We start from the raw sequence: 21,323 nt of genomic DNA on the forward strand, positions 1-21,323 counted from the left end.
ACTCCTACTTGACCGGGCGCTACTTGACCGAGCGCGCGAAGAGGCTGGCCGACCACGCGACCGCGGCGACGACGAGCGCGCCGCAGAAGACGAGGGAGCCCCAGACGTGGGTGTCGCCGGGGTGCCCGGCGTAGAGGGCGCGCATGCCGGTCACGGCCCAGTTGAACGGGTTGTAGTCGGCGACCGTGCGCAGCCACAGCGGCGCGAGGGCGAGCGGCAGCAGCGTGCCGGACAGCAGCATCAGCGGCTGGGCCACGTTGTTGATGACCTGGCCGAGCACGTTGGGGTTGTTCACCTTGATGGCGATGCCGTAGGAGATCGCGGCGGCCGCGAGGCTGATCAGCGCCAGGATGCCGTAGCCGAGCAGGATGTTGCCCAGGTTGAGGATCAGCCCGAACGGCAGCGACAGCAGCGTGATGATGAGCGACTGCACGAGCACCGTGACGACGTCGCGCAGCGCCCGGCCGAGCAGCAGCGCGACGCGGCTGATGCTTGTCACCCGGGACCGCTCGATGGTGCCGTTGGCGAGGTCGCCGAGCAGGCCGAAGCCGACGTACAGGCCACCGCCGATGGCCAGCGCGACGAGCATGCCGGGCACGTACACCCGGTAGGCGTCGAGCATCGTGGAGGCGCCCAGGGCCGGCTTGAGCAGCGGGGCGAACAGGATGAGGTACACCACCGGCTGCGCGATGCCGAGGAAGACCCACAGCGGCGAGCGGACCATGAGCAGCATGTGGCGCTGGAAGATGAGCCAGGTGTCGCGCAGTACTTTCACGGGGAAACCGCCTCAATCGTTGGATGTGCCGCGAGGATGTCGGCCGCGGCCCCGGCGCCCCCGCCGGCCAGCAGCCGGTCGCCCTCCGCCCGCGCGGCCGCGGCGAAGGCCGGCTCGTCGAGCAGGCGCAGCAGGTGTTCGCGCAGCGCCTCGGGCCGGATGTGGTCGAAGGAGACCCGCACGCCGGCGCCGGCCGAGCGGACCGCCTCGGCGTTGAGCGCCTGATCGCCCTTGATCGGCGCGACGACGAGCGGTACGCCGTGCACGAGCGCCTCGGACACCGTGTTGAGCCCGCCGTGCGAGACGACGGCGTGCAGGCGCGGCAGCAGGTCGAGCACGGGCACGCGGCGGCGGACGAGCACGTGGCCGGCGGTCGTCTCGAGCGAGCCGTCGGGCGCCACGACGATCGCCTGGAGCCGGTCGCCCAGCGGGGCCAGGGCCTCGGCGACGCGGCGGTAGAAGTCCTTGGCCAGGTCCATCGACAATGTGCCCACGGTGACCAGCACGTGCCGGCGGCCGGGGTCGAGCCAGTCGTCCGGGAAGTCCGGGTCCGGCGCCCGCGCGGCCAGGGCCGGCCCGACGAGCTCCACATTGGACGGCCGGTGGGCCGGGTCGCCGGCGAGGGCGCCCGCCGTGAAGGCGATCGTCCCGTGCGGGGAGAAGCGCAGGTCGTGCGGCGGCTCCCCGGGCCGCCCGGTGGCGGTCCAGGCCGCGGCGATCTGCCCGAGGATCCAGTCCTCGACGCGGGGCAGGCCACGGCGGAACGGGCGGGTGAGCTCCATGGTGGTCGGCGCGACGGACACCCAGGGCAGCCCGTGCGCGTGGGCGGCGATGGCGCCCGCGATCGCGTGCTGGTCGACGACGAGCACGTCGGGCCGGAACGCCGCGATCGCCGCCTCGACGCCCTTCCGGGTGACCTTCGCGTGCGGGACGATGTAGCCCTCCCACCGCGAGCGGGTCGCGTCGAGGCCGCGCTCGGCCTGGCCGCGGTGCGCGCGCAGCGGGATCGGGTGGATGCGGGCCTCCGCGCCGGCCAGCGGGCGCAGGAAGGACTCCGAGCCCGCCCACAGCACCTCGTGGCCGCGCCGGGTCAGGGCGGCCGCGACCGCCGCCATCGGGTGGACGTGCCCGAACAACGGCAGGGACAAGAACAGGAAACGCTTCATGTCGTACCGCGGGTGCTGTCCACATAGGACACGACGTCGGCCACGCTCAGGGTGAGCAGCGCCTCCAGCTCCAGCCCGGCGACGTACCCGGCCAGATCGACGGCGGCCCCGTAGGCGGCGGCCAGCCGCCCGGCGAGCGCGGCCAGCTCGAGACTGTCCAGGAACAGGTCGCCGTCGAGCCGGGTCGCGGGGCCGATCGCGGCCGCCCACGCCTCGTCCTCCCCGGTGACCTCGCGCAGCAACCGCGTGACCGCGAGCTGCGTCGGCGTCGGCACGGCTCAGTCCCCGGCCGGCTTCGTCGCGCGGACGGCCCCGTAGGTCACGGCGCCGGTGCTGAAGCCCTTGAGCATGAGCGGCCCGGCGTAGAAGAAGCCGAGCACGTCGACGCCCCGGTCGCGGGCCAGGTCGCGCATCAGGGCGCGGCCGTTGTCCAGCTCCCGCACCTGCGCGAAGGTCGGCTCCCACGAGTTGGCGACGTTCGCGCTCCAGTCCACCGAGGACACCTCGGCGAAGCCGGCCGCGCGGGCCAGCCGCTCGTGCTCCTCCAGCGAGGAGAAGCTCGGCATCACCTGGTGGCGCAGGATCTGGTCGACGACGCGGTGCTCCTCGGGGCTCAGCTCGCCGTCGCGCACCGACCAGGTGGCGATGGCCAGGATGCCGCCCGGGCGCAGCAGCCGCATCGCCTCGGCGAAGAAGGCCGCGCGGTCCGCGATGTGCATGAGGCTCTCCACGGCCCACAGCGCGTCGAAGGACGCGTCGGGGTAGCCGTTGTCGAGCGCGTCGCGCTGGTGGAAGCGGGCCCGCTCCCCCAGCCCGGCCGCGGCCGCCTTCTCGTTGGCCCGGGCCGCCTGCGCGGCGCTGAGGGTGACGCCCTCGACGGCGCAGCCGTGCGGGCCGGCCAGGTGCAGCGCCGGGCCGCCGATGCCGCAGCCGACGTCGAGCACCCGCGCGCCGGCCGGGATGCCGGCGAACGCGACGAGCTCGCGGACCAGGCGGTCGGTGGCGGCGTGGCGCTCGTCGTCGCTGCCGGGGCGCTCGCCCGCGTCCCAGAAGCCGTGGTGGACGTGCTCGCCCCACAGGTCCTCGTACAGGTCGAGGGTGGTGTCGTAATAGCGCTCGACCGCGGCGTTGAGCCCGGGTCCGGCGGGGGCGGACGGGTATGCGGATCCGATTTCGGCTTTCACAGTCGCAAATCTCCGAAACAACTGTACCGGGAAAGAGAGCCCGAAACCCAAAGCGGCGCGAGCCCGGCCATTGTATGAACGTGACGATGTCGCTTGTCAATGACCGTGTAACTTCCACGAGCCGTTGTACTCGGCCCGGGCGAATACCTGTACAGGCCATATATCCGCGAATGCCCGCGTGGCCGCCGCCACAATTGCTGGCGAAACACCTCGGCTCGACCCGAAGCGGGTGAACATGCGAGCTAATGTCCGATTGAGCACGGGTCGCATGTGGCCGCCACCGATCCTGACCAGCGGCGCGTCCGAAATGGCGTTCGTATCGATCCAAACGAGTTTTCCCGGGATCGGGTGTGACAGAACGGACATCCCGTCACATGCTCAGGCTGCGCACTCTTGTAAAACGACTTCGATTGCGTATGGTCTATCCGTAAGTCGGGGTGCCCAATTCCTTGCGCAATGCGGCGGGCACTTGAGTCCGGACAACGGTGACGGACGTCAGGCGCCACTTGCCCCCGACCTTCTCGCAGTGTGTTCATCCGGGGGTGTGCACGCTGACCGGCGGCCAATGCGGTCCGGCCCGGTCAGCCGCTTCACCCTGCGCGCGGAGTGCCTCAGCGGCCCCGGCGCGCCGCCCGCCCGTTCGCGGCGAATCGCGGCGCCTCCGGCCGCCGGATCGCCGTGCCGAAATGACAGAAGAAGGTGGTGTGCGGTGACCGCACCGGCCCTCGACCCGGGCTGGGTCGACGACGTGCTGCTGGCCGGGCCCTCGCGCCCCGGGGCGGCGCCGGCGCTGGTCCTCGACGCCCCGGTGACCCGCGCCGCGCTGCGCGAGCTCGTCGAGCAGCGGCAGGCGGTGCTGGCCGCGGCCGGCATCGGCGCGCACGGCCCCGGCGACTCGGTCGCCATCTGCCTGGCCCCGTCGCTGGCCTTCGTCGCGAACCTGCTCGCCTGCTGGCGCCTCGGCGCGCGGGCGGCCCTGCTCGACCACCGGCTCACCCCGTTCGAGGTCGACGCCGCCCTGCAGCGGCTGGCCCCGCAGGCGGTCGTGTCCGCCAAGCACGCCACCGGCGGCCCGCTGCGCGGCTTCCAGGACGTCCAGGAGCGCGTCGCCACCTTCCCCGGCCGCCGCGCCGACACCCCGCACGCGCTCGTCCAGCTCAGCTCCGGCTCGACCGGGCCGTCGAAGGTCATCGCCCGGACCGCGGCGAACCTCGTCGAGGAGCTGGAGCGGTACGTGGCCATCGGCGCCGGCGTGCCCCAGCCCGGCGAGCGCATCGTCTGCCTGGCCTCGATGGTGCACGTGCTCGGCCTCGTCGGCGGCCTCCTGTACGGCCTGCACGCCGGGGCCCAGGTGATCGTTCCGGCCCGAATGACCGCGGACGGCATCCTGGCCGCGGTCGCCGCCGGCCCCGAGCCCACCACGATCCTCGGCGTGCCGTTCCACATCGAGCTGCTCGCCTCCGGGCCGACGCCGCCGCGGCTGCCCCAGCTGGCCGGGATGACCACCGGCGGCGAGCTCGTCCGCGCCGCCGTGCACGAGACGTTCACGGACCGCTTCGGCGTGCGCCTGGGCAACATGTACGGCATGACCGAGGTCGGCGTCATCGCCACCGACCTCTTCGGCGAGCACCGCCCGGCCCTGACCCCCGCGCCCGGCCTGCGGGTCCGGGAGGAGGGGGGCGAGCTGCTCGTGTCGCTGGCCGAGTCGCCGTACCTGGGCCTGTCCGACCCGACCCGCTGGGCCGGCGGCTGGCTGCACACCCGCGACGCGGGCACCGTCGACCCCGGCACCGGCCGGCTGCGCATCCACGGCCGCAACGACTCCCAGGTCTCCGTCGGCGGGCTGAAGGTCGACCTCACCGAGGTCGAGCACACCCTCGCCGCGCTGCCCGGCGTCGCCGCCGCCGTCGTGACGTTCGACCAGGCGTCGAAAAGGGTCGAGGGCTACGTGATGCTGCGCGAGGACGCCACCGCGGAGCAGGTGCAGGCCGAGCTCGCCCGGCGGCTGGCCGCCTTCAAGCGCCCCCGCGTGCTGCGGGTCGTCGAGCAGCTGCCCCGCACGGCCACCGGCAAGCTCGTCCGCGACCGCGCCCTGCTGGTCGCGGCGTCCGTGAAGGAAGGAAACACCGAGGCATGAGCGACGAGACGAACCAGATCCGCCAGTTCTTCCTGGACTCGCTGACCGAGATGAACTACAGCACCGACGACATCGACGACGACACCGCACTCGGGCCGGCCGGCGCCGACCTCGAGTCGCTGTCGCTCGCCGAGCTCGCGGTCCGCGTGGAGGACCGCTTCGGGGTGCGCTTCGACGACGACGAGGCCGAGAAGCTCGCCGGCATGACGGTCGGCGAGTTCGTCGCCGCCGTCGCCGAGCGCCGGGCCGCCGCGGCGACCGCGGGCAGCTGACGTGGCACCTTCGGCACCGAGCGGCGCCACCGATCCGCAGCCACCCACCCGGACGCAGGTCGTCGCGATGCTGGCCACCTACGGCGACCGGCGCGACGAGGACGTCGCCGAGGGGATCGACTCCCTCGAGCTGGCGTGGCTGATCCACCAGCTCGAGCAGCACTACGGCGCCGTGCTGGACCTCTCCGACGAGGAGCTGGCCCGCATGTCCACCGTGGACGGTGCCGTCGCGGTCCTGGCCGGGCTGAGTGCGCAGACGGGCGCCCGGTGACGCCGTGAACAGCAAGGGCAGGACCGACGTGCTGATCACCGGCGTGGCCGTGCTCAGCGCGTTCGGCCGGGGCATGGGCGCGCTCGCCGCCGGCCTGGACGCCGGCCGGCCGGCGTTCGCGCCCGTCACCCGCTTCGACGTGGCCGGCCGCCGGGTCGGCGTCGCCGCGACCCTGCCGGGCGACCCGGACCTCGACGACGAGCTGTGGTGGCTGGTCGACGAGGCCTGCGACGAGGCCAAGCTCGGCCCGGCCGAGCGGGCCGCCGCGCCGCTGTTCCTGGCGGTGCACGGCGACCCGCGGCTGGCCCGCTCGGCCCCGGCGGAGCGGCCCCGCCACGGCGGCCACGCCTTCGCGGCCGCCCTCGCCCGCAACACCGGCCTCGGCCCGTCCCGCGCCTACACCTCCGCCTGCGTCGCGGCGAGCACCGCGATCGCCGACGCCGCCGGGATCATCGCCCGCGGCGAGGCCGAGCGGATCGTGGTCGCGGGCGGCTACCTCGTCGAGGCCGACCAGTACGCCCTCTTCGACGCCGGCCGCGCCCTCGCCGCCGACGGGCAGGTCCGCCCGTTCAGCGCGGACCGGCACGGCCTGCTGCTCGGCGACGGCGCCGGGGCCGTCGTGCTGGAGTCCGCGGCCGCGGCCGAGGCCCGCGCCGCCGACCCGCTCGCCCGCCTGGCCGGCTGGGGCCGCGCCGGGGACGCCCACCACCCGTGCCGGCCGCACCCGCAGGGCCGCGGCCTGGCCCGGGCCGTCGCCGGCGCCCTGCGCCGGGCCGGGATCGGGCCCGGCGACGTCGGGTACGTCAACGCCCACGGCTCCGGCACCGCCCCGAGCGACGCCGCGGAGACCCTCGCCCTGCACGCCGCCCTGGGCGAGCACGCGGCCGCGGTGCCGGTGTCGTCGACCAAGGCCCTGCACGGCCAGGCCCTCGAGGCCTCCGGCGTGCTCGAGCTCGCCGTGACTCTGCACGCGCTGCGGGGCGGGCGGCTGCCGGTCAACGCCGGGTACCTCGGCCCCGACGAGGAGTGCGCGCTCGACCTGGTGCTCGAGCCCCGCGCGGCCGCCCCCGCCTACGCGCTGAGCCTCAACGCCGCGTTCGGCGGGGCCAACACCGCGCTGCTGCTGGGCGCCGCGCCGTGAACGGCTTAGGGGCTGCCGGACTGCGCGTGCTGGCCACGGCCGAGTGGCCGGCGGACGCCGCACCGCCGCGCCTGGCCGGGTTCGTGCACTCCGAGTTCAACCCGCTCGTGGCCGCCGTCGCCGGCCGCTGCCTGGAGGCGGCGCCCGGCCCGGAGCCCGACACCGCGCTGGTGCTCGTCAGCGACGTCGGCGACGTCGACAGCGCCGCCCACGTCGCCCGGGCGGTGGACCAGGGCGCGCGGGTCGGCCCGCTGTTCTTCTTCCAGTCGGTGCCCAACGCGGTGCTCGGCCACATCGCCGCCAGATGGGGGCTGACCGGGCCGGTCAGCTGCCTGTGCGACACCGCCGCGGGCCTGGACGCCGCGCGCGGCCTGGTCGCCGACGGGGACGCGCGCCGGGTCCTGCTCATCGACGTCAGCGGCGGCACCGCCACCGCGGTGCTCCTATCGGGAGGTACAGCATGAACGCGCACGCGGCCGTCACCGGCATCGGGCTCGTCACGCCCGTCGGGGGTACCGCCGCCGAGGTCTTCGACGCGATGTGCGAGGGCCGTTCGGGGCTGTCCGGCCCGCCGCCGGACCATCCGCTGGCCGGGTCCGTGGAGGTGGCCGCGTTCGGGCCGCCGATCGACCCGCTCTCGGTGCTGCCCGGCCCCGACGCGCGGCTCGTCGACCGGTACATCGTGATGGCCCTCGCCGCCGCCGAGGCCGCGCTCGCCGACGCCGGGATCGTCGCCGGGCGCGACGTCGACCCCTACCGCGTCGCCGTCATCCTCTCCGGCACCGGCGGCCTCGCCACCCTCGACGCGCAGGCGGTCCAGCGCGACAAGCGCGGCCGGGCCGGGGTCAGCCCGTACCTGCTGCCGGGGATGCTGCCGAACATGGGCGCGGCCCGGGTGGCGATGAAGTACGGCCTGCAGGGCTTCAGCTCCTCGGTCGGCACCGCGTGCGCCGCCGGCGCCCAGTCCATCGGCGAGGGCCTGCGGCTGCTGCGCTGCGGCGAGGCCGACGTGGTCGTGTGCGGCTGCAGCGAGGCCCCGCTGTTCCCGACCCTGGCCGACACCTTCGGCAACGCCCGCGCCCTGGCCCGCGGCTGGGCCGACCCGACGCAGGCGAGCCGCCCGTTCGACCGGCGCCGCAACGGCCTCGTGCTCGGCGAGGGCGCCGGGGTGGTCGTCCTGGAGCGCCCCGAGCACGCCGACGCCCGCCGCGCCGCCCGCCACGCCGACCTGCTCGGCTGGGGCGCGACGAACGACGCGCACCATCCGACGACGCCGCGCCCCGACGGCTCCGCCGCCGCCGAGTGCATGCGCCGCGCCGTCGCGGACGCCGGGCTCACGCCCGCCGACATCGGGTACGTCAACGCGCACGGCACCTCGACGAAGCTCGGCGACGTCGCCGAGTCCCTCGCGATCCGCGCCGTGTTCGGCCCGTACACCCCGCCGGTCAGCTCGACCAAGGGCGTCACCGGGCACATGCTCGGCGCCTCGGGGGTGGCCGAGGCGGCGGTGACGGTGGAGGCCCTGCGCCGCGGCGTGCTGCCGCCGACGCACAACCTCGACGAGCCCGACCCGGCCTGCGACCTGGACCACCTGCGCACGCCCCGCACCGCGCCGGTGACCCACGCGCTGTCCAACTCCTTCGGCTTCGGCGGCCACAACGTGAGTCTCGTGTTCGGGCCGCCGGGCTCGCAGTGGTCGAAAGCCTGAAAGGGACCGCACATGGAAATCCTCGATACCGACCACGTCGAACTGTACGTGGGCGACGCCCGCGCGGCGGCGGCCCAGCTCTGCGCGCAGTACGGCTTCCACGTCTTCGGGCACGGCGGCCCGGAGACCGGCCTCGCCGGCCAGCGCAGCGTGCTGCTCGGCCAGCGCGACATCCGGATCCTGCTCACGTCCGGCCTCAGCGGCGGGCACCGGGCGAGCCGGTACGTGGCCCAGCACGGCGACGGCGTCGCGATCGTCGCGTTCGGGTGCACCGACGCCCGGGCGGCCTTCGCGGAGGCGGTCGCGGCCGGCGCGACCCCCGTGTCGGCGCCGCAGGCGGTGACGCGCGGCGGCTCGACCGTGGTGGTCGCGGAGGTGTCCGGCTTCGGCGACGTGACGCACCGGCTCGTCCAGCGCGACCGCGCCGACCCGCAGTTCCTGCCGGGCCTGGTCGACATGTCGGCGGCCCCGGCCGGGCCGGGCGAGGGCGACCTGCTGCACGCCGTCGACCACGCCGCCGTGTGCCTGCCGGCCGGCGAGCTCGAGAGCACCGTCGCCTACTACGAGCGCGTCTTCGGCTTCGGGATGATCTTCCAGGAGTACATCGAGGTCGGCGAGCAGGGCATGCACTCCAAGGTGGTGCAGAGCCCGTCCGGCGGGGTGACGTTCACGCTCATCCAGCCCGACATCAGCCGCCGCGCGGGGCAGATCGACGACTTCCTGGCCTGGCACGAGGGCGCCGGCGTGCAGCACCTCGCGCTGAGCACGCACGACATCGTCACCGCGGTGCGCACGCTGGGCGAGCGGGGCGTCGAGTTCGCGCAGACGCCGGGCAGCTACTACGACATGCTCTCCGCCCGCCTCGGCGAGACCGACGTGGCCGTGGCCGACCTGCGGCCGCTGGGCATTCTCGTCGACCGCGACCACTGGGGCCAGATGTACCAGATCTTCGCGAAGTCGACGCACATCCGGCGCACGTACTTCAACGAGCTCATCGACCGCCACGGCGCCCGGACGTTCGGCACGAGCAACATCCCCGCGCTGTACGCGGCGAAGGAGCGCGAGCTCGCGGCGGTCCGCGACACCACACTCTCGGAAGGGACCGTCCTGTGACCGTTTCCGTCTCACGCGACTCTGCGCTGCCGGAGGAGGACCTCACGCTGCTGCCGAGCGACGAGGAGGTCGCGGCGTATGCGCGCAACGGGTGGTACCTCACCCGCAAGCTCTTCACCGACGAGGAGGTCGACGAGCTCGTCGCGGCGAGCGAGCGGTTCTACGCCGGGGAGCGCTCGCGCGTCTTACCCTCCCGCCCGCCGCGGCTGGCCTACTGGCGGCCCGAGGACGGGCCGGTGCAGCGGCACAACGACTACATCCACTACGAGAGCGCCGACATCGCGCGTATCCTGCGCAAGCCGATCGTCGGCGCGGTCGCGGCGCGGCTGGCCCGGGCCGCGGAGATCCGCGTGTTCCAGTCGACGCTCATCTACAAGCCGCCGATCGCCGGGGAGCCCTCCAACCTCGTGCCGTGGCACTTCGACCGGCACTACTGGCAGTCGTGCACGTCCGACGACATGCTCACCGCGTTCATCCCGTTCCACGACTGCGGCGTGGAGATGGGCACCATCACCATGGTCGAGGGCAGCCACCGCTGGGAGGAGATCGGCGCGAACGACTCGACGGCGCGGCACTTCGCCGACCGCGACAACGACGACCTGGAGCGGATGCTCGAGCGCAACGCCGAGCACAACCGCGCCGTGGTCCGCAAGGTGCCGATGGTCATCCCCAAGGGGCACATGAGCTTCCACCACTGCCGCACCTACCACGGCAGCGGTGCGAACGTGAGCGCCCGCCCGCGCCGCGCGATCTCGTTCCACCTGCAGCCGGGCGCGAACGAGTACCGCCCCTTCCGCCTCTCCAACGGCGATCTCGTGCAGTACAACCACGATGTCCTGGTCCGCCGCACCGCCGACGGCCGGCCCGACTACGCGGACCCGGAGTTCTGCCCGGTCCTGTGGCACAACGCCTGAACCCCGAAGGAGCGAACATGTCCCGTTACGACTGGGGCCGTCGGCACCCCGGCATCGACCGGCTCGAGGAGCTCATCGCGAGCGCCCGCACCGACGTCGTCACCCACCCGATCTACGCCCGCCTGACCGGCCTGCCGGCCGTGCGCACGTTCCTGGAGCACCACGTCTTCGCCGTGTGGGACTTCATGTCGCTGCTCAAGTCGCTGCAGCGCAACCTCACGTGCGTCGAGGTGCCGTGGATCCCGACCGGGCCGACGGGCAGCCGCCGGCTCATCAACGACATCGTGCTGGTCGAGGAGAGCGACGAGCTGCGCGGCGGGTTCATCAGCCATTTCGAGCTGTACCTCGAGGGCATGACCGAGGCCGGCGCCGACCGCACCGCCATCGACGACTTCATCGGCCTGCTCCGCGCGGGGACCCCGGTGCCGGCCGCGATGGAGCGGGCCGCGGTGCCGGCCCCGGCGGCCGAGTTCGTCGCGCTCACCTGGCACCTCATCGACACCGCGCCGGTGCACTGCCAGGCGGCCGCGTTCGCCTTCGGCCGCGAGGACCTGATCCCCGACATGTTCCAGCAGGTCGTGAAGGTCAACGAGCAGGTCGGGCGGCTCGACACGTTCGTGGACTACCTGGCCCGGCACATCGAGGTCGACGGCGAGCAGCACACGCCGATGGCCATGCAGATGGTCACCGACCTGTGCGGCGACGACGAGACCAAGTGGAGCGAGTGCGCCGAGACGGTCAACCTCGCGCTCGCCGCGCGGACGAGGCTGTGGAGCGGCATCCTCGCGCAGATCGAGGCCCTGGCGCCGGACGCCGCCGCGGCCGAGACCGTCGCGGCGTAAGGGGACGCCGACGTGACCGACGACGCCGGGCTGTACCGGACCGTCCGCCTGATCCGCCGGTTCGAGGAGCGGGCCATCGAGCTCGTCCGCGACGGCACGATCGTCGGCGGCATCCACCCGTACCTCGGGCAGGAGGCCATCGCGGCCGGCACGTGCGCCGCCCTGCGGCCCGGCGACGTCATCACCAGCACCCACCGCGGCCACGGGCACGTGCTGGCCAAGGGTGCGGACCCGGCACGGATGATGGCCGAGCTGGCCGGCCGGGCCACGGGGCTCAACCGCGGCCGCGGCGGGTCCATGCACGCGGCCGACTTCTCGCTGGGCATCCTCGGCGCCAACGCGATCGTCGGCGCCGCCGTACCGATCGCCACCGGGGCCGCCTGGGCCGCCCGCCGTGCCGGGCTGGACCGCGTCGCGCTGACCTACTTCGGCGACGGCGCGGTGAGCCAGGGCGTGGTGCTGGAGACGTTCAACCTCGCCGCGCTGTGGAAGCTGCCGGTCGTGCTGGTCTGCGAGAACAACGGCTTCGCCACCACCACCCGCTTCGCCGAGGCGGTGGCCGGCACCGTCGCCGGGCGCGCGGCGGCCTTCGGCATCCCGGCGTCGACGGTGGACGGTACCGATCCCCGGGCCGTCCTGGCCGCGACCGCCGCGGCCGTCGAGCGCGCCCGGGCCGGGGAGGGGCCGTCGCTTGTCGAGTGCGTCGCGTACCGGTTCGACGCGCACCACACCTGGGAGCACGCGGCCCGGCCCCGCTACCGCACCGACGCCGAGGTCGCCGCGGGCACGGCCCGCGACCCGGTGGAGATCCAGGGCGCGCGGCTCGACCCGGCCGGACGGGCGCGCATCGACGCCGGGATCGAGGACGTGCTGGAGGCGGCCGTGCGCTTCGCCCGGCAGAGCCCGCCGCCGGACCCGGCCGGGGCGCTCGAGCACCTCTACGCCGACGGCCTGCGGGTGCGGGCGGGTGCGGCGTGACGATTCTGTCGTACCTCAAGGCGCTCAACCGGGCGATCGCCGCCGAGATGGAGCGCGACCCGGCGGTGTGCGTGTTCGGCGAGGACGTGCGCGTCGCGGTCAGCAACGTGACCACCGGGCTGCACAGGAAGTTCGGCTCCGACCGGGTCGTGGACATGCCCATCTCCGAGCAGGCGTTCACGAGCTTCGCCACCGGCGCGGCCCTGGCCGGGCAGCGGCCGCTGATCGAGTTCCAGATCCCGGCGCTGCTGTTCCTGGCCTTCGAGCAGATCGCCAACCAGGCGCACAAGTTCTCGCTCATGACCGGCGGGCAGACGCGGGTGCCGGTGACGTACCTGCTGCCCAGCTCCGGCTCGCGGGGCGGCTGGGCGGGCCAGCACTCCGACCACCCGTACAGCCTCTTCGCCCACGTCGGCGTGAAGACCGTGGTGCCCGCGACCCCCGCCGACGCCTACGGGCTGCTGGTGAGCGCGATCCGCGACGACGACCCGGTGGTGGTCTTCGCCCCCGCGGGCGCGATCGGCGTGCGCGCCGACGTCGACCCGGCCGCGCTGGAGCCGATCCCGCTCGGCGTCGGCCGCGTCCACCGCGCCGGCGACGACGTGACGGTGGTCGCCGTCGGCCACCTCGTCCACGACGCCCTCGCGGTCGCCGACGAGCTCGCCGGTACCGTCTCCGTCGAGGTCTTCGACCCCCGCACGCTGCACCCCTTCGACTGGGCCGGCCTGGCCGCGTCGCTGGAGCGCACCGGGCGGCTCGTGGTCGCCGACGACTCCAACCGCTCCTGCGGCATCGCCGGGGAGATCCTCGCCTCGGCGGCGGAGGGGATGCGCCTCGTCGCGCCGCCGCGCCGTGTGACCCGCCCGGACGGGGCGGTACTGCCGTTCGCCCGCGAGCTCGACCTGGCGCTGCAACCCAGCCGGGCGCAGCTGCGCGCCGCGGTCGAGGACGTCGCGAAACTTGGACAGAGATGAGGAGACCTCCATGGCGTCTGTGAACATCCGGGCCGCGCTCGCCGCCGACCCGAGCGTCGGGGCGGGCAACGTGCTGCACAAGCTCATCGAGCACGGCGCGCCGCTGGACGGGCCCGGCATGGCGTTCGACACGCCGGTCGACGGGTTCCCGGCGTGGCACGGGCTGACCCTCGGCGAGCTGTACACCCGCGCCGCCGCCCGCGCCGCCTGGCTGCACGCGGCCGGCATCCGCCGCCGCGACCCGGTCGCGATCTACGTGAGCGGCGCCGCCGACTGCTTCCTGAACTGGATGGGCCTGACCTGGCTCGGCGCCGTTCCGGCGCTGATGAACCCGAACATCCCCGGGGAGATCGCGGCCGAGTACATCCGCAAGCTGCGGGGCGTGGCCCTGCTGGCCGACGAGGCCCACCGCGACCGGCTCGCGGGCCAGGATCTCGGCGGTATCGCCGTGCACGACGTCGCGGAGACCGGCACCGGCGACCCCGCGGACGCGCCGGTGGCGTTCCGCCACCACGACGACGACCCGATCGCGATCACGCACTCGTCCGGCACCACCCGGATGCCGACCGCGGTCGTGCACTCGCACGCGAGCCTGTTCCACGCCACGCGCCGCATCCGGCTCAGCGGCCCCCGGGCGCAGGGCACCGAGCGCATCCTCAGCGCCCTGCCGGCCCCGCACGCGGCCGGCATCATGACCATCAACCACGCCCTGAGCAACCGCTCGGAGCTGCTGTTCCTGTCGCGGCAGGACGACGGCGCGCAGGTGCTGGCGGCGATCGAGCGGTGGCGGCCGACCGGCGTGTTCGGCTTCGCCGTGACCTGGGCCGAGCTGGCCCGCTACGACCTGGACGCGCACGAGGTCGGCTCGGTGTCGCTGTGGTTCAACACCGGCGACTGCGCGCACGAGCCGCACATCCGCCACCTCGTCGCCGCCGGCAGCCGCAACGTCGTCACCCGCGAGGGCGTGCGGCGGGTCAAGGGCTCCAGCTTCGTTGACGGCCTCGGCTCGACCGAGATGGGCCACTCCGCCTTCCACATCACGCACCACACCGACACCGAGCGGTACGGCCGCTGCGTCGGCGTCCCGCACGTGTTCGCCGACGTAGCGCTGCTGGACACCGCGACGGGCGCCGAGGTGCCGGTCGGGACGGTCGGGCACTTCGGGCTCAAGGCGCCGACGCTCGCCCCCGGCTACTGGAACGACCACGTCAACACCTACCGCAACCGCCTCGCCGGCTACTACCTGACCGGCGACCTCATGTACCGCGACGAGGAGGGCTACTACTACCACGTCGACCGGGCCGTGGACTCCGTCGACCTCGGCGGCGGCGAGTGGCTCTACACCGCCATGTCGGAGGAGCGGATCCTGCGCGCCGTGCCCGAGGTGCGCGACTGCACCGTGGTCTCGGCCCGCACGCCCGCGGGCCCGGTCGTCACCGACGTGCTGCTGTCCCTGCACGCCGGGGCCGACCCGGCGGCCGACCACACCGCGGCGGTCCGCGCGGCGCTGACCCCGGCGGCGGCCGCGACGCTGCGCAAGGTCGTCGTGTCCCCCGACGACGACCTCGTCCTCGGCCCGACCGGCAAGGTGCGCAAGTTCCTCATGCGCCAGCGCCACCTGGCCGCGATGACCCATGCCTGACCTGGCCACCCCGGCCCGGCCGCTGGTGCCGGCCCGGCGGGTCCCGGTGCGGTTCGCCGGCGACGGGGCCGGGCTCGGCGAGCTGTCCTGGGGCCAGCGCGAGATCTGGCTGACCATGCGCCGGCAGCGCTCCTGGCTGCCGATCGGCGGCTGGTCGCGGCTGGCCCCGGGCACCACCCTCGGCGACGTCGAGGCCGAACTGCGCTGGATCATGCGGCGGTACCAGCCGATGCGCACCCGGCTGCGCAACGCCGGCGGCCGCCCGCTGCAGAGCGTCGCCGACCGCGGCACCGTCGGGCTGGACGTGTACGACTGCCCGGACGGCGACGATCCCGAGGCGTTCGTGGCCGCCCTCGACGCCCGCGACCGGGCCCGCCCGTTCGACCTCGTCGAGGAGTGGCCGATCCGCATGGGCGTGGTCCGCCACCGCGGCGCCCCCTCGCACCTGTCCACCGTCATGCCGCACCTGGTCACCGACGGGCTGGGCGGGCGCATCTTCCTGGCCGAGGTCGCCGCCCGCGCGGACGCCCCGGCGGAGACCGGCACCCCGCCGCTGGAACAGGCGCGGTGGCAGGCCGGCGAGGCCGGGCGGCGGCAGAACGCGTCCGCGCTGCGGCACTGGGAGCGCACCATCGCCCGCCTGCCGCGCGCGGCCGCGGTGGGCTCCGGGCCGCACCTGCGCGGGGAGTTCCGCAGCACCGCGCTGCCCCTCGCCGTGCACGCGCTGTCGGAGCGGGCCGGCGCCGATTCCTCGCAGGTCCTCATGACGCTGCTCGCCCAGGCGCTGCCCGGCGACGGGCCGGCCGTGCTGCGGCCGATGGTGAGCAACCGGTTCCGGCGCGGCTTCGAGCGGGTCGTGGCGATGGTGGCCCAGCGCGGCCTGTGCGCGGTCGACGTCCGGGTGCCGTTCGCCGAGGCGCTGCGCCGGGTCGGGGGTGCCGCGATGTCCGCCTACAAGTACGCGTACCTCGACCCGGACGCCGTCGCCGCCGCCTTCGCCCGGGCCGGCGCCGATCCGGACGCGGGCCTGTGGTGCAACGACCGCCGGGTCGCCAGCCGCCAGGGCTTCGCCGGGCCGGTGCCGTCCGCGGAGACGGTGCGCGCCGCGCCGCCCGGCTCGTTCCGCTGGACGGTCGCCCAGGACGACCCGTTCGACCCGCTCAGCGTCGACATCGACGACGAGGGCGACGGGCTGCTGCTGACCGTGTTCACCGACGCCGCCCGGCTGCCCGCGGCCGCGGCCGAGGCCCTGGTGCGCCGCGTCGAGACCCTGGCCGTGCGGGCCCTGGAGGAGGCGGCATGACCGCGCTCGCGGCGGTTGGCACCTTCGTGCCGGAGCAACGGGTCACCATCGAGTCGTACGCCGAGGCGTTCGACCTCACGCCGATGCAGGTGCGGGTGTTCCGCCGCTACCACAAGCTCGGCGCCGCGGCCCGCTCCGGCGAGCCGCTGACCGCGCTGCTGGGGCTGGCCCTGGCCGACCTGGCGCTCACCGCGCAGCAGCGGGCCCGGGTCCGCTACGTGCTCTACGCGCGCACGTTCCCGGTCGTCGTGCCGTTCCCCCGCAACCCGCTGCACGACGCGCTCGCCGCCGCGGGCCTCGGCCACGCGCAGGCGTTCGCGGTCGGCCAGCAGGCGTGCGCGTCGGGCCTGCTCGCGATCGACCTCGCCGGGCGCCTGCTCGCGGCCGACGGCGACGACGGGCTCGCCGTGGTGCTGGCCGGGGAGAAGGCGTTCACCGGGGAGGCCCGGTTCGTGCCGGAGACCTCGATGTTCGGCGAGGGCGCGGCGGCCTGCCTGATCGCGGCGGGCGGCGGGCGCGACCGGCTGCTGTCCTACGTGGCCCGGCTGCGCGGGGAGTTCGACGGCGACCTCGAGGAGGTGGCCGGGGAGTTCCAGCGCATCTACCACGACGCGCTCGGCGAGGCGGTCACCGCGGCCGTCGGCAAGGCCGGGCTCGCGCTCACCGACATCGCGGTGATCCTGCCGCACAACGTGAACCAGGTCGCCTGGCAGCGCACCTGCAAGCGGATCGGCTTCCCGCTCGACCGGGTCCTGCTCGAGCACGTCGCCGACTACGGGCACGTGTTCTGCGCCGACGCGTTCATCAACCACCGGACCGCGGTCGAGCGCGGCCTGCTGCGGCCCGGGGACCGCTACGTGATCGCCGCCGCCGGGGCCGGGCGGGGCGCCACGTTCTCCGCCATGGTCTTCGAGCACTGACCCGTCGAGAGGAACTACCGTGTCCGACACCGCGACAATCGACCCGGCGCTGCGCGAGCACGTCGTGGAGACGATCTGCGCCCTGCTGCCCCGCGTGCTCAAGCGGGAGGTGCCCGACGCGTCGGAGGGCACCACGCTCATGGACGACCTGGGGATGAGCTCGACCACCGGCCTGGAGCTGGTGCTGGAGCTGGAGGACCGCCTGGAGCGGGAGATCAGCGTCGAGGACCTGGGCCGCGACGACTTCGAGACGGTCGGCACCCTCGCCAGCTACGTCGCCGGCAACCTGCTCGACGAGGAGGAGTAGGCGTTGCCGTGGGGTCTGCACCGCGCGGCGGCACGGCGGTTCCCGGAGCCGGCACGGCGGGCGGCCGACCCGGCCCACGCGGCGCGCCTGGCCACCTACCTCGGCGACCTGCTGGAGCCCTACGAGCTGGGCGCACCGCGCGGCATGGCGGGCGGGCACTCGTACGGCGAGATGGCCGCGGCGCTGCTGCCCGACGAGCCGGTGGACACGCTGGTGCTCGCCTACGACATCCCGGACATCGAGCCGGGCCGGGCCACGGCGACGTACCTGAGCCACCTCTGCCCCGGCGGCCCGGCGGCGTTCGCGGTGTCGGACCAGGGCCGCGCGGGCGCGCACACGGCGCTGCGGCTGCTGCGCGACCTCGCCGGGCCGGCGCTGCTCGTGGTCGCCGAGCAGTCGGTGCTGCCGTACGACCCGGGCGTGCCCGCCGAGGTGCCGGCCGCCCACTGCGCGGTGGCGCTGCACCTGGGGCCGTCCGCGATGCCGGCGCGGGCGCCCCGGATCGTGCGCGGCGCCGAGCCGCACGACGTCGTGGAGCTGCTGGGCGAGGTGGACGGGGCGACGGTGGTCCTGGGCGGGCACCTGGCGGGCGTCGGCGTGAAGGCCGACCGGGTCGTGCTCGCCGATCCCGCGCAGCCGATGACGGGCGTCTGGGAGGCCCTCGCGGCGGTGGACGGGCCCGCGATGGTCGCCGACTTCGATCCGGCGCTGGGGTACCTGTGCGTCAGTGCGTTCGGATGCTGAACGGCTCCGGGCCGGCCAGCGCGACCGCGGCCCGGAACCCCTCCGGCGCGGCCAGGTCGGCGAGCGCGTAGCGGACGCCGGCGTGGGTGACGGGCGGCGGCGGGTCCCCGGCCACCGGCAGCAGCAGGCCGCGGGTCAGCCGATCGCCGGCCGCCTTCACCACCGCCTCCTTGCGCGCCCACAGCAGCGCGAAGACCTCGGCCCCGTGCGCCGCGACGAGGTCGGCCTCGGCGGGCGGGAAGAACCGGCGGGCCAGCGCCGCGGGGTCGAGGCCGGCCACCGCGTCCTGCAGGTCCACCCCGACGGGCCGGGTGTCCGTGACCGCGATGGCCGCCCACTCCCCCGCGTGGGACAGGTTCACCTGGAGCGGCTCGCCCAGCAGGTGCGGCTTGCCGTTGGCGCCCCGGACGAAGCGCGCGCCCGGCGTCAGGACCCGGCGCAGGGCCGAGTGGGCGGCGTCGAAGCGGCGGCGGTCGTCCGGCGAGCGCAGCGCGTCCCGGCGCCGCCGCTCCTGCGCGTCCAGTGTGGACACGAACGGCGCCCGGGTGTCGACCAGCCAGACGTCGACGACCGCGCTCACCGCAGCAGCGCGGCCAGGCGGCGGACGCCCTCCTCGATGCGGTCCGGCTCCAGGGCGCTGCACGACAGGCGCAGCGCGTGCGTGCCGCCGGCGCCGACGTAGAAGAAGCGCATCGGGGTCCACAGCACGCCGTACTCGCGGGCCGAGACCTCCAGCAGCTCCTCGGACGCGTCGACCGGCACGTCGCACACGACGAAGAAGCCGCCGCGGGGGCTGTTCCAGCGCACCGCGGTACCGCCGAAATGGCGCTGAAGGGCGGCCAGCAGCGTGGCCAGGTTGTGCCGGTAGAAGGCGATCTTGGCCTGGTTCACGGCCCGCAGGCTGAACCCGGCGTCGATGAGCATGCCGCCGACGACCGCCTGGGACAGCGCCGACGTGTTCACCGTCAGCATGCTCTTGATCGTGGACAGCTCCTCGGCCAGCAGCGTGCGCCGGCCGGACGCGTCGACGACGGGCTGGTCGGCGACGAGGTAGCCGAGGCGGGCGCCGGGGAAGTACGACTTGGCGAACGAGCCGAGGTAGATGACGCGCTGGTCGTTGTCGAGGCTCTTGAGCGTGGGCCGCGGCTCGTCGTCGAGGCCGAAGAGGCCGTACGGGTCGTCCTCGAGGATCAGCAGGTCCTCGTCGGCGGCCGCGGTGAGCAGGGCCCGGCGCACGGGCACCGGCAGCGAGACGCCGGAGGGGTTGGCGAAGTTCGGCACGAGGTACAGCGCCCGGGGGGTCTTGCCGCGGGCCCGGGTGGCGGCCGCGACCGCGCGGACGGTCTCGGGGCGCAGGCCGTCGGCGGACTCCGGCACGCCGACGACCTCGACGCCGAGGATGCGCGCGGCGCCGGTCAGCCCGACGTAGCAGGGCTCGGCCGCGAGCACCACGTCGTCCGGGCCCGCGCAGAGCCCGCGCAGCGCGATGACCATCGCCTCCTGGCAGCCGGTGGTGACCATCACCGCCGCGGCCGGGACCTGGATGTTCTCGTCGACCTCGAGCATCCGGGCGATGAGGTCGCCGATGTGGCCGTTCGTCCGCCCGTACTGCATGAGCACCGGCCGGTTGGCCCGGAACGCCTGCAGGTGCTTGTCGATGACCGACGCCGTGTGGAACTCGTCGAACGGGCGCCCGGCGGCGAGGGAGATCGCCTCCGGATACCGGCCGGCGATCTCGTTGAGGAAGTTCATCGACGCGGACACCGGGTCGATGACGGACGTGTGCAGCTGCTCGCGGGACAACACCACCATCAGGCATCAGCTCCAGACAACGACGACGGGCGGACGGCGCTGCGGTCGAGTGCGGCCAGCGCCGGCCGCCCGGCCAGCACCATGGCGTGGGCGAGCTCGCCGGTCGCGGCGCGCAGCACGCCGGCGACCCCGTCGGCGCCCCCGGTCGCGAGGCCCCACAGCGGCGGGCGGCCCAGCAGCACCATCCGGGCCCCGAGGGCGATCGCGGCGAGGGCGTCGGCGCCGCGGCGCACGCCCCCGTCGAAGAGCACGGGGAGCCGGTCGCCGACGGCCTCGACGACCTCGGCGAGCGCGTCGAGGCTCGCGACGGCGCCGTCGAGCTGGCGGCCGCCGTGGTTGGACACCACTACCGCGTCGGCGCCGTGCGCGGCGGCCAGGGCCGCGTCCTCGGCGGTGAGGATGCCCTTGAGCACCAGCGGCAACCGGGTGCACGAGCGCAGCCAGGCCAGGTCGGCCCAGGCCAGCGTCGGGTCGAACGCGTCGGCGGTGTGCCGGGCGATCGCCGAGCGGCCCTCGTCGCGCTCGTGCGCGGAGGCCATCACGGCCGGGTCGATGTTTACCGCGGCGACCCCGCCGCCGATCGTGAACCCGTTGCGCATGTCGCGCCAGCGCCGCCCCATGCGGGGCACGTCGACGGTGAGCATGATGGCGCCGTACCCGGCCCGCTCGGCCCGCTCGGCCAGGGTGCGCATGACGTCGCGGCGCCGGAGCCAGTACAGCTGCAGCCACAGCCCGGAGGTGGCCGCCGCGGCGACGTCCTCGATGGTGCGGCTGGCGAACATGCCCACGACGAAGAGCGCCCCGGCCGCGCCCGCCCCGCGCGCGGTGGCGACCTCGCCCTCGGCGTCCACGAGCCGGTGGTAGGCGGTGGGCGCGACGCCGATCGGGGTCGCGTAGCCGGTCCCGAACAGCGAGACGGTGGTGTCGGCATCCGAGACCCCGGCGAGCACGCGGGGGCGCAGCCGGACCCGGTCGAAGGCGCGCAGGTTGGCCGCCAGGGTGCGCTCGTCCTCGGCGCCGCCCTCGATGAAGTCCCACACGTCCGGTTCGACGAGCCGCTGGGCGCTGTGCCGGTAGTCCGATGCGGTGAGCATTGTCGTCACCGGCGGGCCCTCATAGG

23 protein-coding genes are annotated in these 21,323 nt (G+C 74.7%); 16 read left to right on the top strand and 7 right to left on the bottom strand.

From position 1 onward, the window contains the following. Positions 1-19: 19 nt before the first annotated feature. From AB0B76_RS19380 to AB0B76_RS19395, 4 genes are read right to left on the bottom strand one after another with little or no spacing between them, the layout of a single operon-like run. Positions 20-775: an ABC transporter permease gene (locus AB0B76_RS19380; protein ID WP_360376641.1), complete on the bottom strand. Its 756-nt coding sequence runs from the start codon at positions 773-775 to the stop codon at positions 20-22. Beyond that, on the bottom strand, positions 772-1,941 hold the full coding sequence (locus AB0B76_RS19385; RefSeq protein ID WP_360376644.1) for a glycosyltransferase: 1,170 nt from the start codon (positions 1,939-1,941) through the stop codon (positions 772-774). Before AB0B76_RS19385 ends, AB0B76_RS19380 begins: the two co-directional genes overlap by 4 nt. After that, positions 1,938-2,216 (bottom strand): hypothetical protein, encoded by a 279-nt coding sequence (locus AB0B76_RS19390; RefSeq protein WP_360376646.1) that lies wholly within the window; start codon positions 2,214-2,216, stop codon positions 1,938-1,940. Before AB0B76_RS19390 ends, AB0B76_RS19385 begins: the two co-directional genes overlap by 4 nt. A 3-nt stretch (positions 2,217-2,219) precedes the next feature. Beyond that, positions 2,220-3,125 carry a methyltransferase domain-containing protein gene (locus AB0B76_RS19395; RefSeq protein ID WP_360376649.1) on the bottom strand — a complete coding sequence of 302 codons (906 nt, stop codon included), beginning with the start codon at positions 3,123-3,125 and terminating at the stop codon, positions 2,220-2,222. Between the two features lie 748 nt (positions 3,126-3,873). On the opposite strand from AB0B76_RS19395, the gene AB0B76_RS19400 reads away from it, so the two are divergent. The 16 genes from AB0B76_RS19400 to AB0B76_RS19475 all read left to right on the top strand — a co-directional run bounded on the left by AB0B76_RS19400 (position 3,874) and on the right by AB0B76_RS19475 (position 18,391). Continuing rightward, positions 3,874-5,262 carry a class I adenylate-forming enzyme family protein gene (locus AB0B76_RS19400; RefSeq protein WP_360376771.1) on the top strand — a complete coding sequence of 463 codons (1,389 nt, stop codon included), beginning with the start codon at positions 3,874-3,876 and terminating at the stop codon, positions 5,260-5,262. After that, positions 5,259-5,534 carry a phosphopantetheine-binding protein gene (locus AB0B76_RS19405; protein WP_360376651.1) on the top strand — a complete coding sequence of 92 codons (276 nt, stop codon included), beginning with the start codon at positions 5,259-5,261 and terminating at the stop codon, positions 5,532-5,534. Before AB0B76_RS19400 ends, AB0B76_RS19405 begins: the two co-directional genes overlap by 4 nt. Positions 5,535-5,601: 67 nt before the next feature. Further along, positions 5,602-5,805 (top strand): hypothetical protein, encoded by a 204-nt coding sequence (locus AB0B76_RS19410; protein ID WP_360376773.1) that lies wholly within the window; start codon positions 5,602-5,604, stop codon positions 5,803-5,805. A gap of 73 nt (positions 5,806-5,878) precedes the next feature. After that, entirely contained in the window at positions 5,879-6,946 is a 1,068-nt protein-coding gene (locus AB0B76_RS19415) for a beta-ketoacyl synthase N-terminal-like domain-containing protein (protein WP_360376775.1), read from the top strand. A 20-nt stretch (positions 6,947-6,966) separates the two neighbouring features. Continuing rightward, on the top strand, positions 6,967-7,410 hold the full coding sequence (locus AB0B76_RS19420; protein WP_360376778.1) for a beta-ketoacyl synthase chain length factor: 444 nt from the start codon (positions 6,967-6,969) through the stop codon (positions 7,408-7,410). Next, positions 7,407-8,654 (top strand): beta-ketoacyl-[acyl-carrier-protein] synthase family protein, encoded by a 1,248-nt coding sequence (locus AB0B76_RS19425; protein ID WP_360376653.1) that lies wholly within the window; start codon positions 7,407-7,409, stop codon positions 8,652-8,654. The genes AB0B76_RS19420 and AB0B76_RS19425 overlap by 4 nt, the downstream gene beginning before the upstream one ends. A gap of 12 nt (positions 8,655-8,666) precedes the next feature. Beyond that, positions 8,667-9,767: a 4-hydroxyphenylpyruvate dioxygenase gene (gene hppD, locus AB0B76_RS19430; RefSeq protein ID WP_360376655.1), complete on the top strand. Its 1,101-nt coding sequence runs from the start codon at positions 8,667-8,669 to the stop codon at positions 9,765-9,767. Further along, positions 9,764-10,681, top strand: a complete 918-nt coding sequence (locus AB0B76_RS19435; protein ID WP_360376658.1) for a phytanoyl-CoA dioxygenase family protein — start codon at positions 9,764-9,766, stop codon at positions 10,679-10,681. The genes hppD and AB0B76_RS19435 overlap by 4 nt, the downstream gene beginning before the upstream one ends. Before the next feature lie 17 nt (positions 10,682-10,698). Beyond that, positions 10,699-11,523 carry a DUF3050 domain-containing protein gene (locus AB0B76_RS19440; RefSeq protein WP_360376661.1) on the top strand — a complete coding sequence of 275 codons (825 nt, stop codon included), beginning with the start codon at positions 10,699-10,701 and terminating at the stop codon, positions 11,521-11,523. A 12-nt stretch (positions 11,524-11,535) separates the two neighbouring features. Further along, positions 11,536-12,501, top strand: a complete 966-nt coding sequence (locus tag AB0B76_RS19445; RefSeq protein WP_360376664.1) for a thiamine pyrophosphate-dependent dehydrogenase E1 component subunit alpha — start codon at positions 11,536-11,538, stop codon at positions 12,499-12,501. Further along, entirely contained in the window at positions 12,498-13,475 is a 978-nt protein-coding gene (locus tag AB0B76_RS19450; RefSeq protein WP_360376666.1) for a transketolase C-terminal domain-containing protein, read from the top strand. The genes AB0B76_RS19445 and AB0B76_RS19450 overlap by 4 nt, the downstream gene beginning before the upstream one ends. Positions 13,476-13,485: 10 nt before the next feature. Next, complete coding sequence (locus AB0B76_RS19455) at positions 13,486-15,117, top strand: class I adenylate-forming enzyme family protein (protein ID WP_360376669.1); 1,632 nt, start codon at positions 13,486-13,488, stop codon at positions 15,115-15,117. After that, entirely contained in the window at positions 15,110-16,420 is a 1,311-nt protein-coding gene (locus AB0B76_RS19460) for a condensation domain-containing protein (RefSeq protein WP_360376672.1), read from the top strand. The genes AB0B76_RS19455 and AB0B76_RS19460 overlap by 8 nt, the downstream gene beginning before the upstream one ends. Then, positions 16,417-17,340 carry a 3-oxoacyl-[acyl-carrier-protein] synthase III C-terminal domain-containing protein gene (locus tag AB0B76_RS19465; protein ID WP_360376675.1) on the top strand — a complete coding sequence of 308 codons (924 nt, stop codon included), beginning with the start codon at positions 16,417-16,419 and terminating at the stop codon, positions 17,338-17,340. The genes AB0B76_RS19460 and AB0B76_RS19465 overlap by 4 nt, the downstream gene beginning before the upstream one ends. A 19-nt stretch (positions 17,341-17,359) precedes the next feature. Further along, positions 17,360-17,647, top strand: a complete 288-nt coding sequence (locus tag AB0B76_RS19470; RefSeq protein WP_360376677.1) for a phosphopantetheine-binding protein — start codon at positions 17,360-17,362, stop codon at positions 17,645-17,647. Between the two features lie 3 nt (positions 17,648-17,650). After that, positions 17,651-18,391 (top strand): 2-hydroxy-acid oxidase, encoded by a 741-nt coding sequence (locus AB0B76_RS19475; RefSeq protein WP_360376680.1) that lies wholly within the window; start codon positions 17,651-17,653, stop codon positions 18,389-18,391. Here AB0B76_RS19475 and AB0B76_RS19480 read toward each other — a convergent pair. From AB0B76_RS19480 to AB0B76_RS19490, 3 genes are read right to left on the bottom strand one after another with little or no spacing between them, the layout of a single operon-like run. Further along, positions 18,372-18,971, bottom strand: coding sequence for a 4'-phosphopantetheinyl transferase superfamily protein (locus AB0B76_RS19480; RefSeq protein WP_360376683.1), 600 nt, complete (start codon positions 18,969-18,971; stop codon positions 18,372-18,374). The genes AB0B76_RS19475 and AB0B76_RS19480 overlap by 20 nt on opposite strands. After that, positions 18,968-20,203 (bottom strand): PLP-dependent aminotransferase family protein, encoded by a 1,236-nt coding sequence (locus tag AB0B76_RS19485; RefSeq protein WP_360376685.1) that lies wholly within the window; start codon positions 20,201-20,203, stop codon positions 18,968-18,970. The genes AB0B76_RS19480 and AB0B76_RS19485 overlap by 4 nt, the downstream gene beginning before the upstream one ends. After that, positions 20,203-21,297 (bottom strand): alpha-hydroxy acid oxidase, encoded by a 1,095-nt coding sequence (locus AB0B76_RS19490; RefSeq protein WP_360376688.1) that lies wholly within the window; start codon positions 21,295-21,297, stop codon positions 20,203-20,205. Before AB0B76_RS19490 ends, AB0B76_RS19485 begins: the two co-directional genes overlap by 1 nt. Between the last annotated feature and the right edge of the window lie 26 nt (positions 21,298-21,323).

This window comes from Dactylosporangium sp. NPDC049140, assembly GCF_040648435.1.

What these genes read in the sequence shown, in the direction of transcription:
- AB0B76_RS19405 (WP_360376651.1), top strand. Translation starts at nt 5,259, where the DNA reads ATGAGCGACGAGACGAACCAGATCCGCCAGTTCTTCCTGGACTCGCTG.
- AB0B76_RS19455 (WP_360376669.1), top strand. Translation starts at nt 13,486, where the DNA reads ATGGCGTCTGTGAACATCCGGGCCGCGCTCGCCGCCGACCCGAGCGTC.
- AB0B76_RS19490 (WP_360376688.1), bottom strand. Translation starts at nt 21,297, where the DNA reads ATGCTCACCGCATCGGACTACCGGCACAGCGCCCAGCGGCTCGTCGAA.
- AB0B76_RS19385 (WP_360376644.1), bottom strand. Translation starts at nt 1,941, where the DNA reads ATGAAGCGTTTCCTGTTCTTGTCCCTGCCGTTGTTCGGGCACGTCCAC.
- AB0B76_RS19410 (WP_360376773.1), top strand. Translation starts at nt 5,602, where the DNA reads ATGCTGGCCACCTACGGCGACCGGCGCGACGAGGACGTCGCCGAGGGG.
- AB0B76_RS19485 (WP_360376685.1), bottom strand. Translation starts at nt 20,203, where the DNA reads ATGGTGGTGTTGTCCCGCGAGCAGCTGCACACGTCCGTCATCGACCCG.
- AB0B76_RS19460 (WP_360376672.1), top strand. Translation starts at nt 15,110, where the DNA reads ATGCCTGACCTGGCCACCCCGGCCCGGCCGCTGGTGCCGGCCCGGCGG.
- AB0B76_RS19425 (WP_360376653.1), top strand. Translation starts at nt 7,407, where the DNA reads ATGAACGCGCACGCGGCCGTCACCGGCATCGGGCTCGTCACGCCCGTC.
- AB0B76_RS19440 (WP_360376661.1), top strand. Translation starts at nt 10,699, where the DNA reads ATGTCCCGTTACGACTGGGGCCGTCGGCACCCCGGCATCGACCGGCTC.
- AB0B76_RS19465 (WP_360376675.1), top strand. Translation starts at nt 16,417, where the DNA reads ATGACCGCGCTCGCGGCGGTTGGCACCTTCGTGCCGGAGCAACGGGTC.
- hppD (WP_360376655.1), top strand. Translation starts at nt 8,667, where the DNA reads ATGGAAATCCTCGATACCGACCACGTCGAACTGTACGTGGGCGACGCC.
- AB0B76_RS19415 (WP_360376775.1), top strand. Translation starts at nt 5,879, where the DNA reads ATGGGCGCGCTCGCCGCCGGCCTGGACGCCGGCCGGCCGGCGTTCGCG.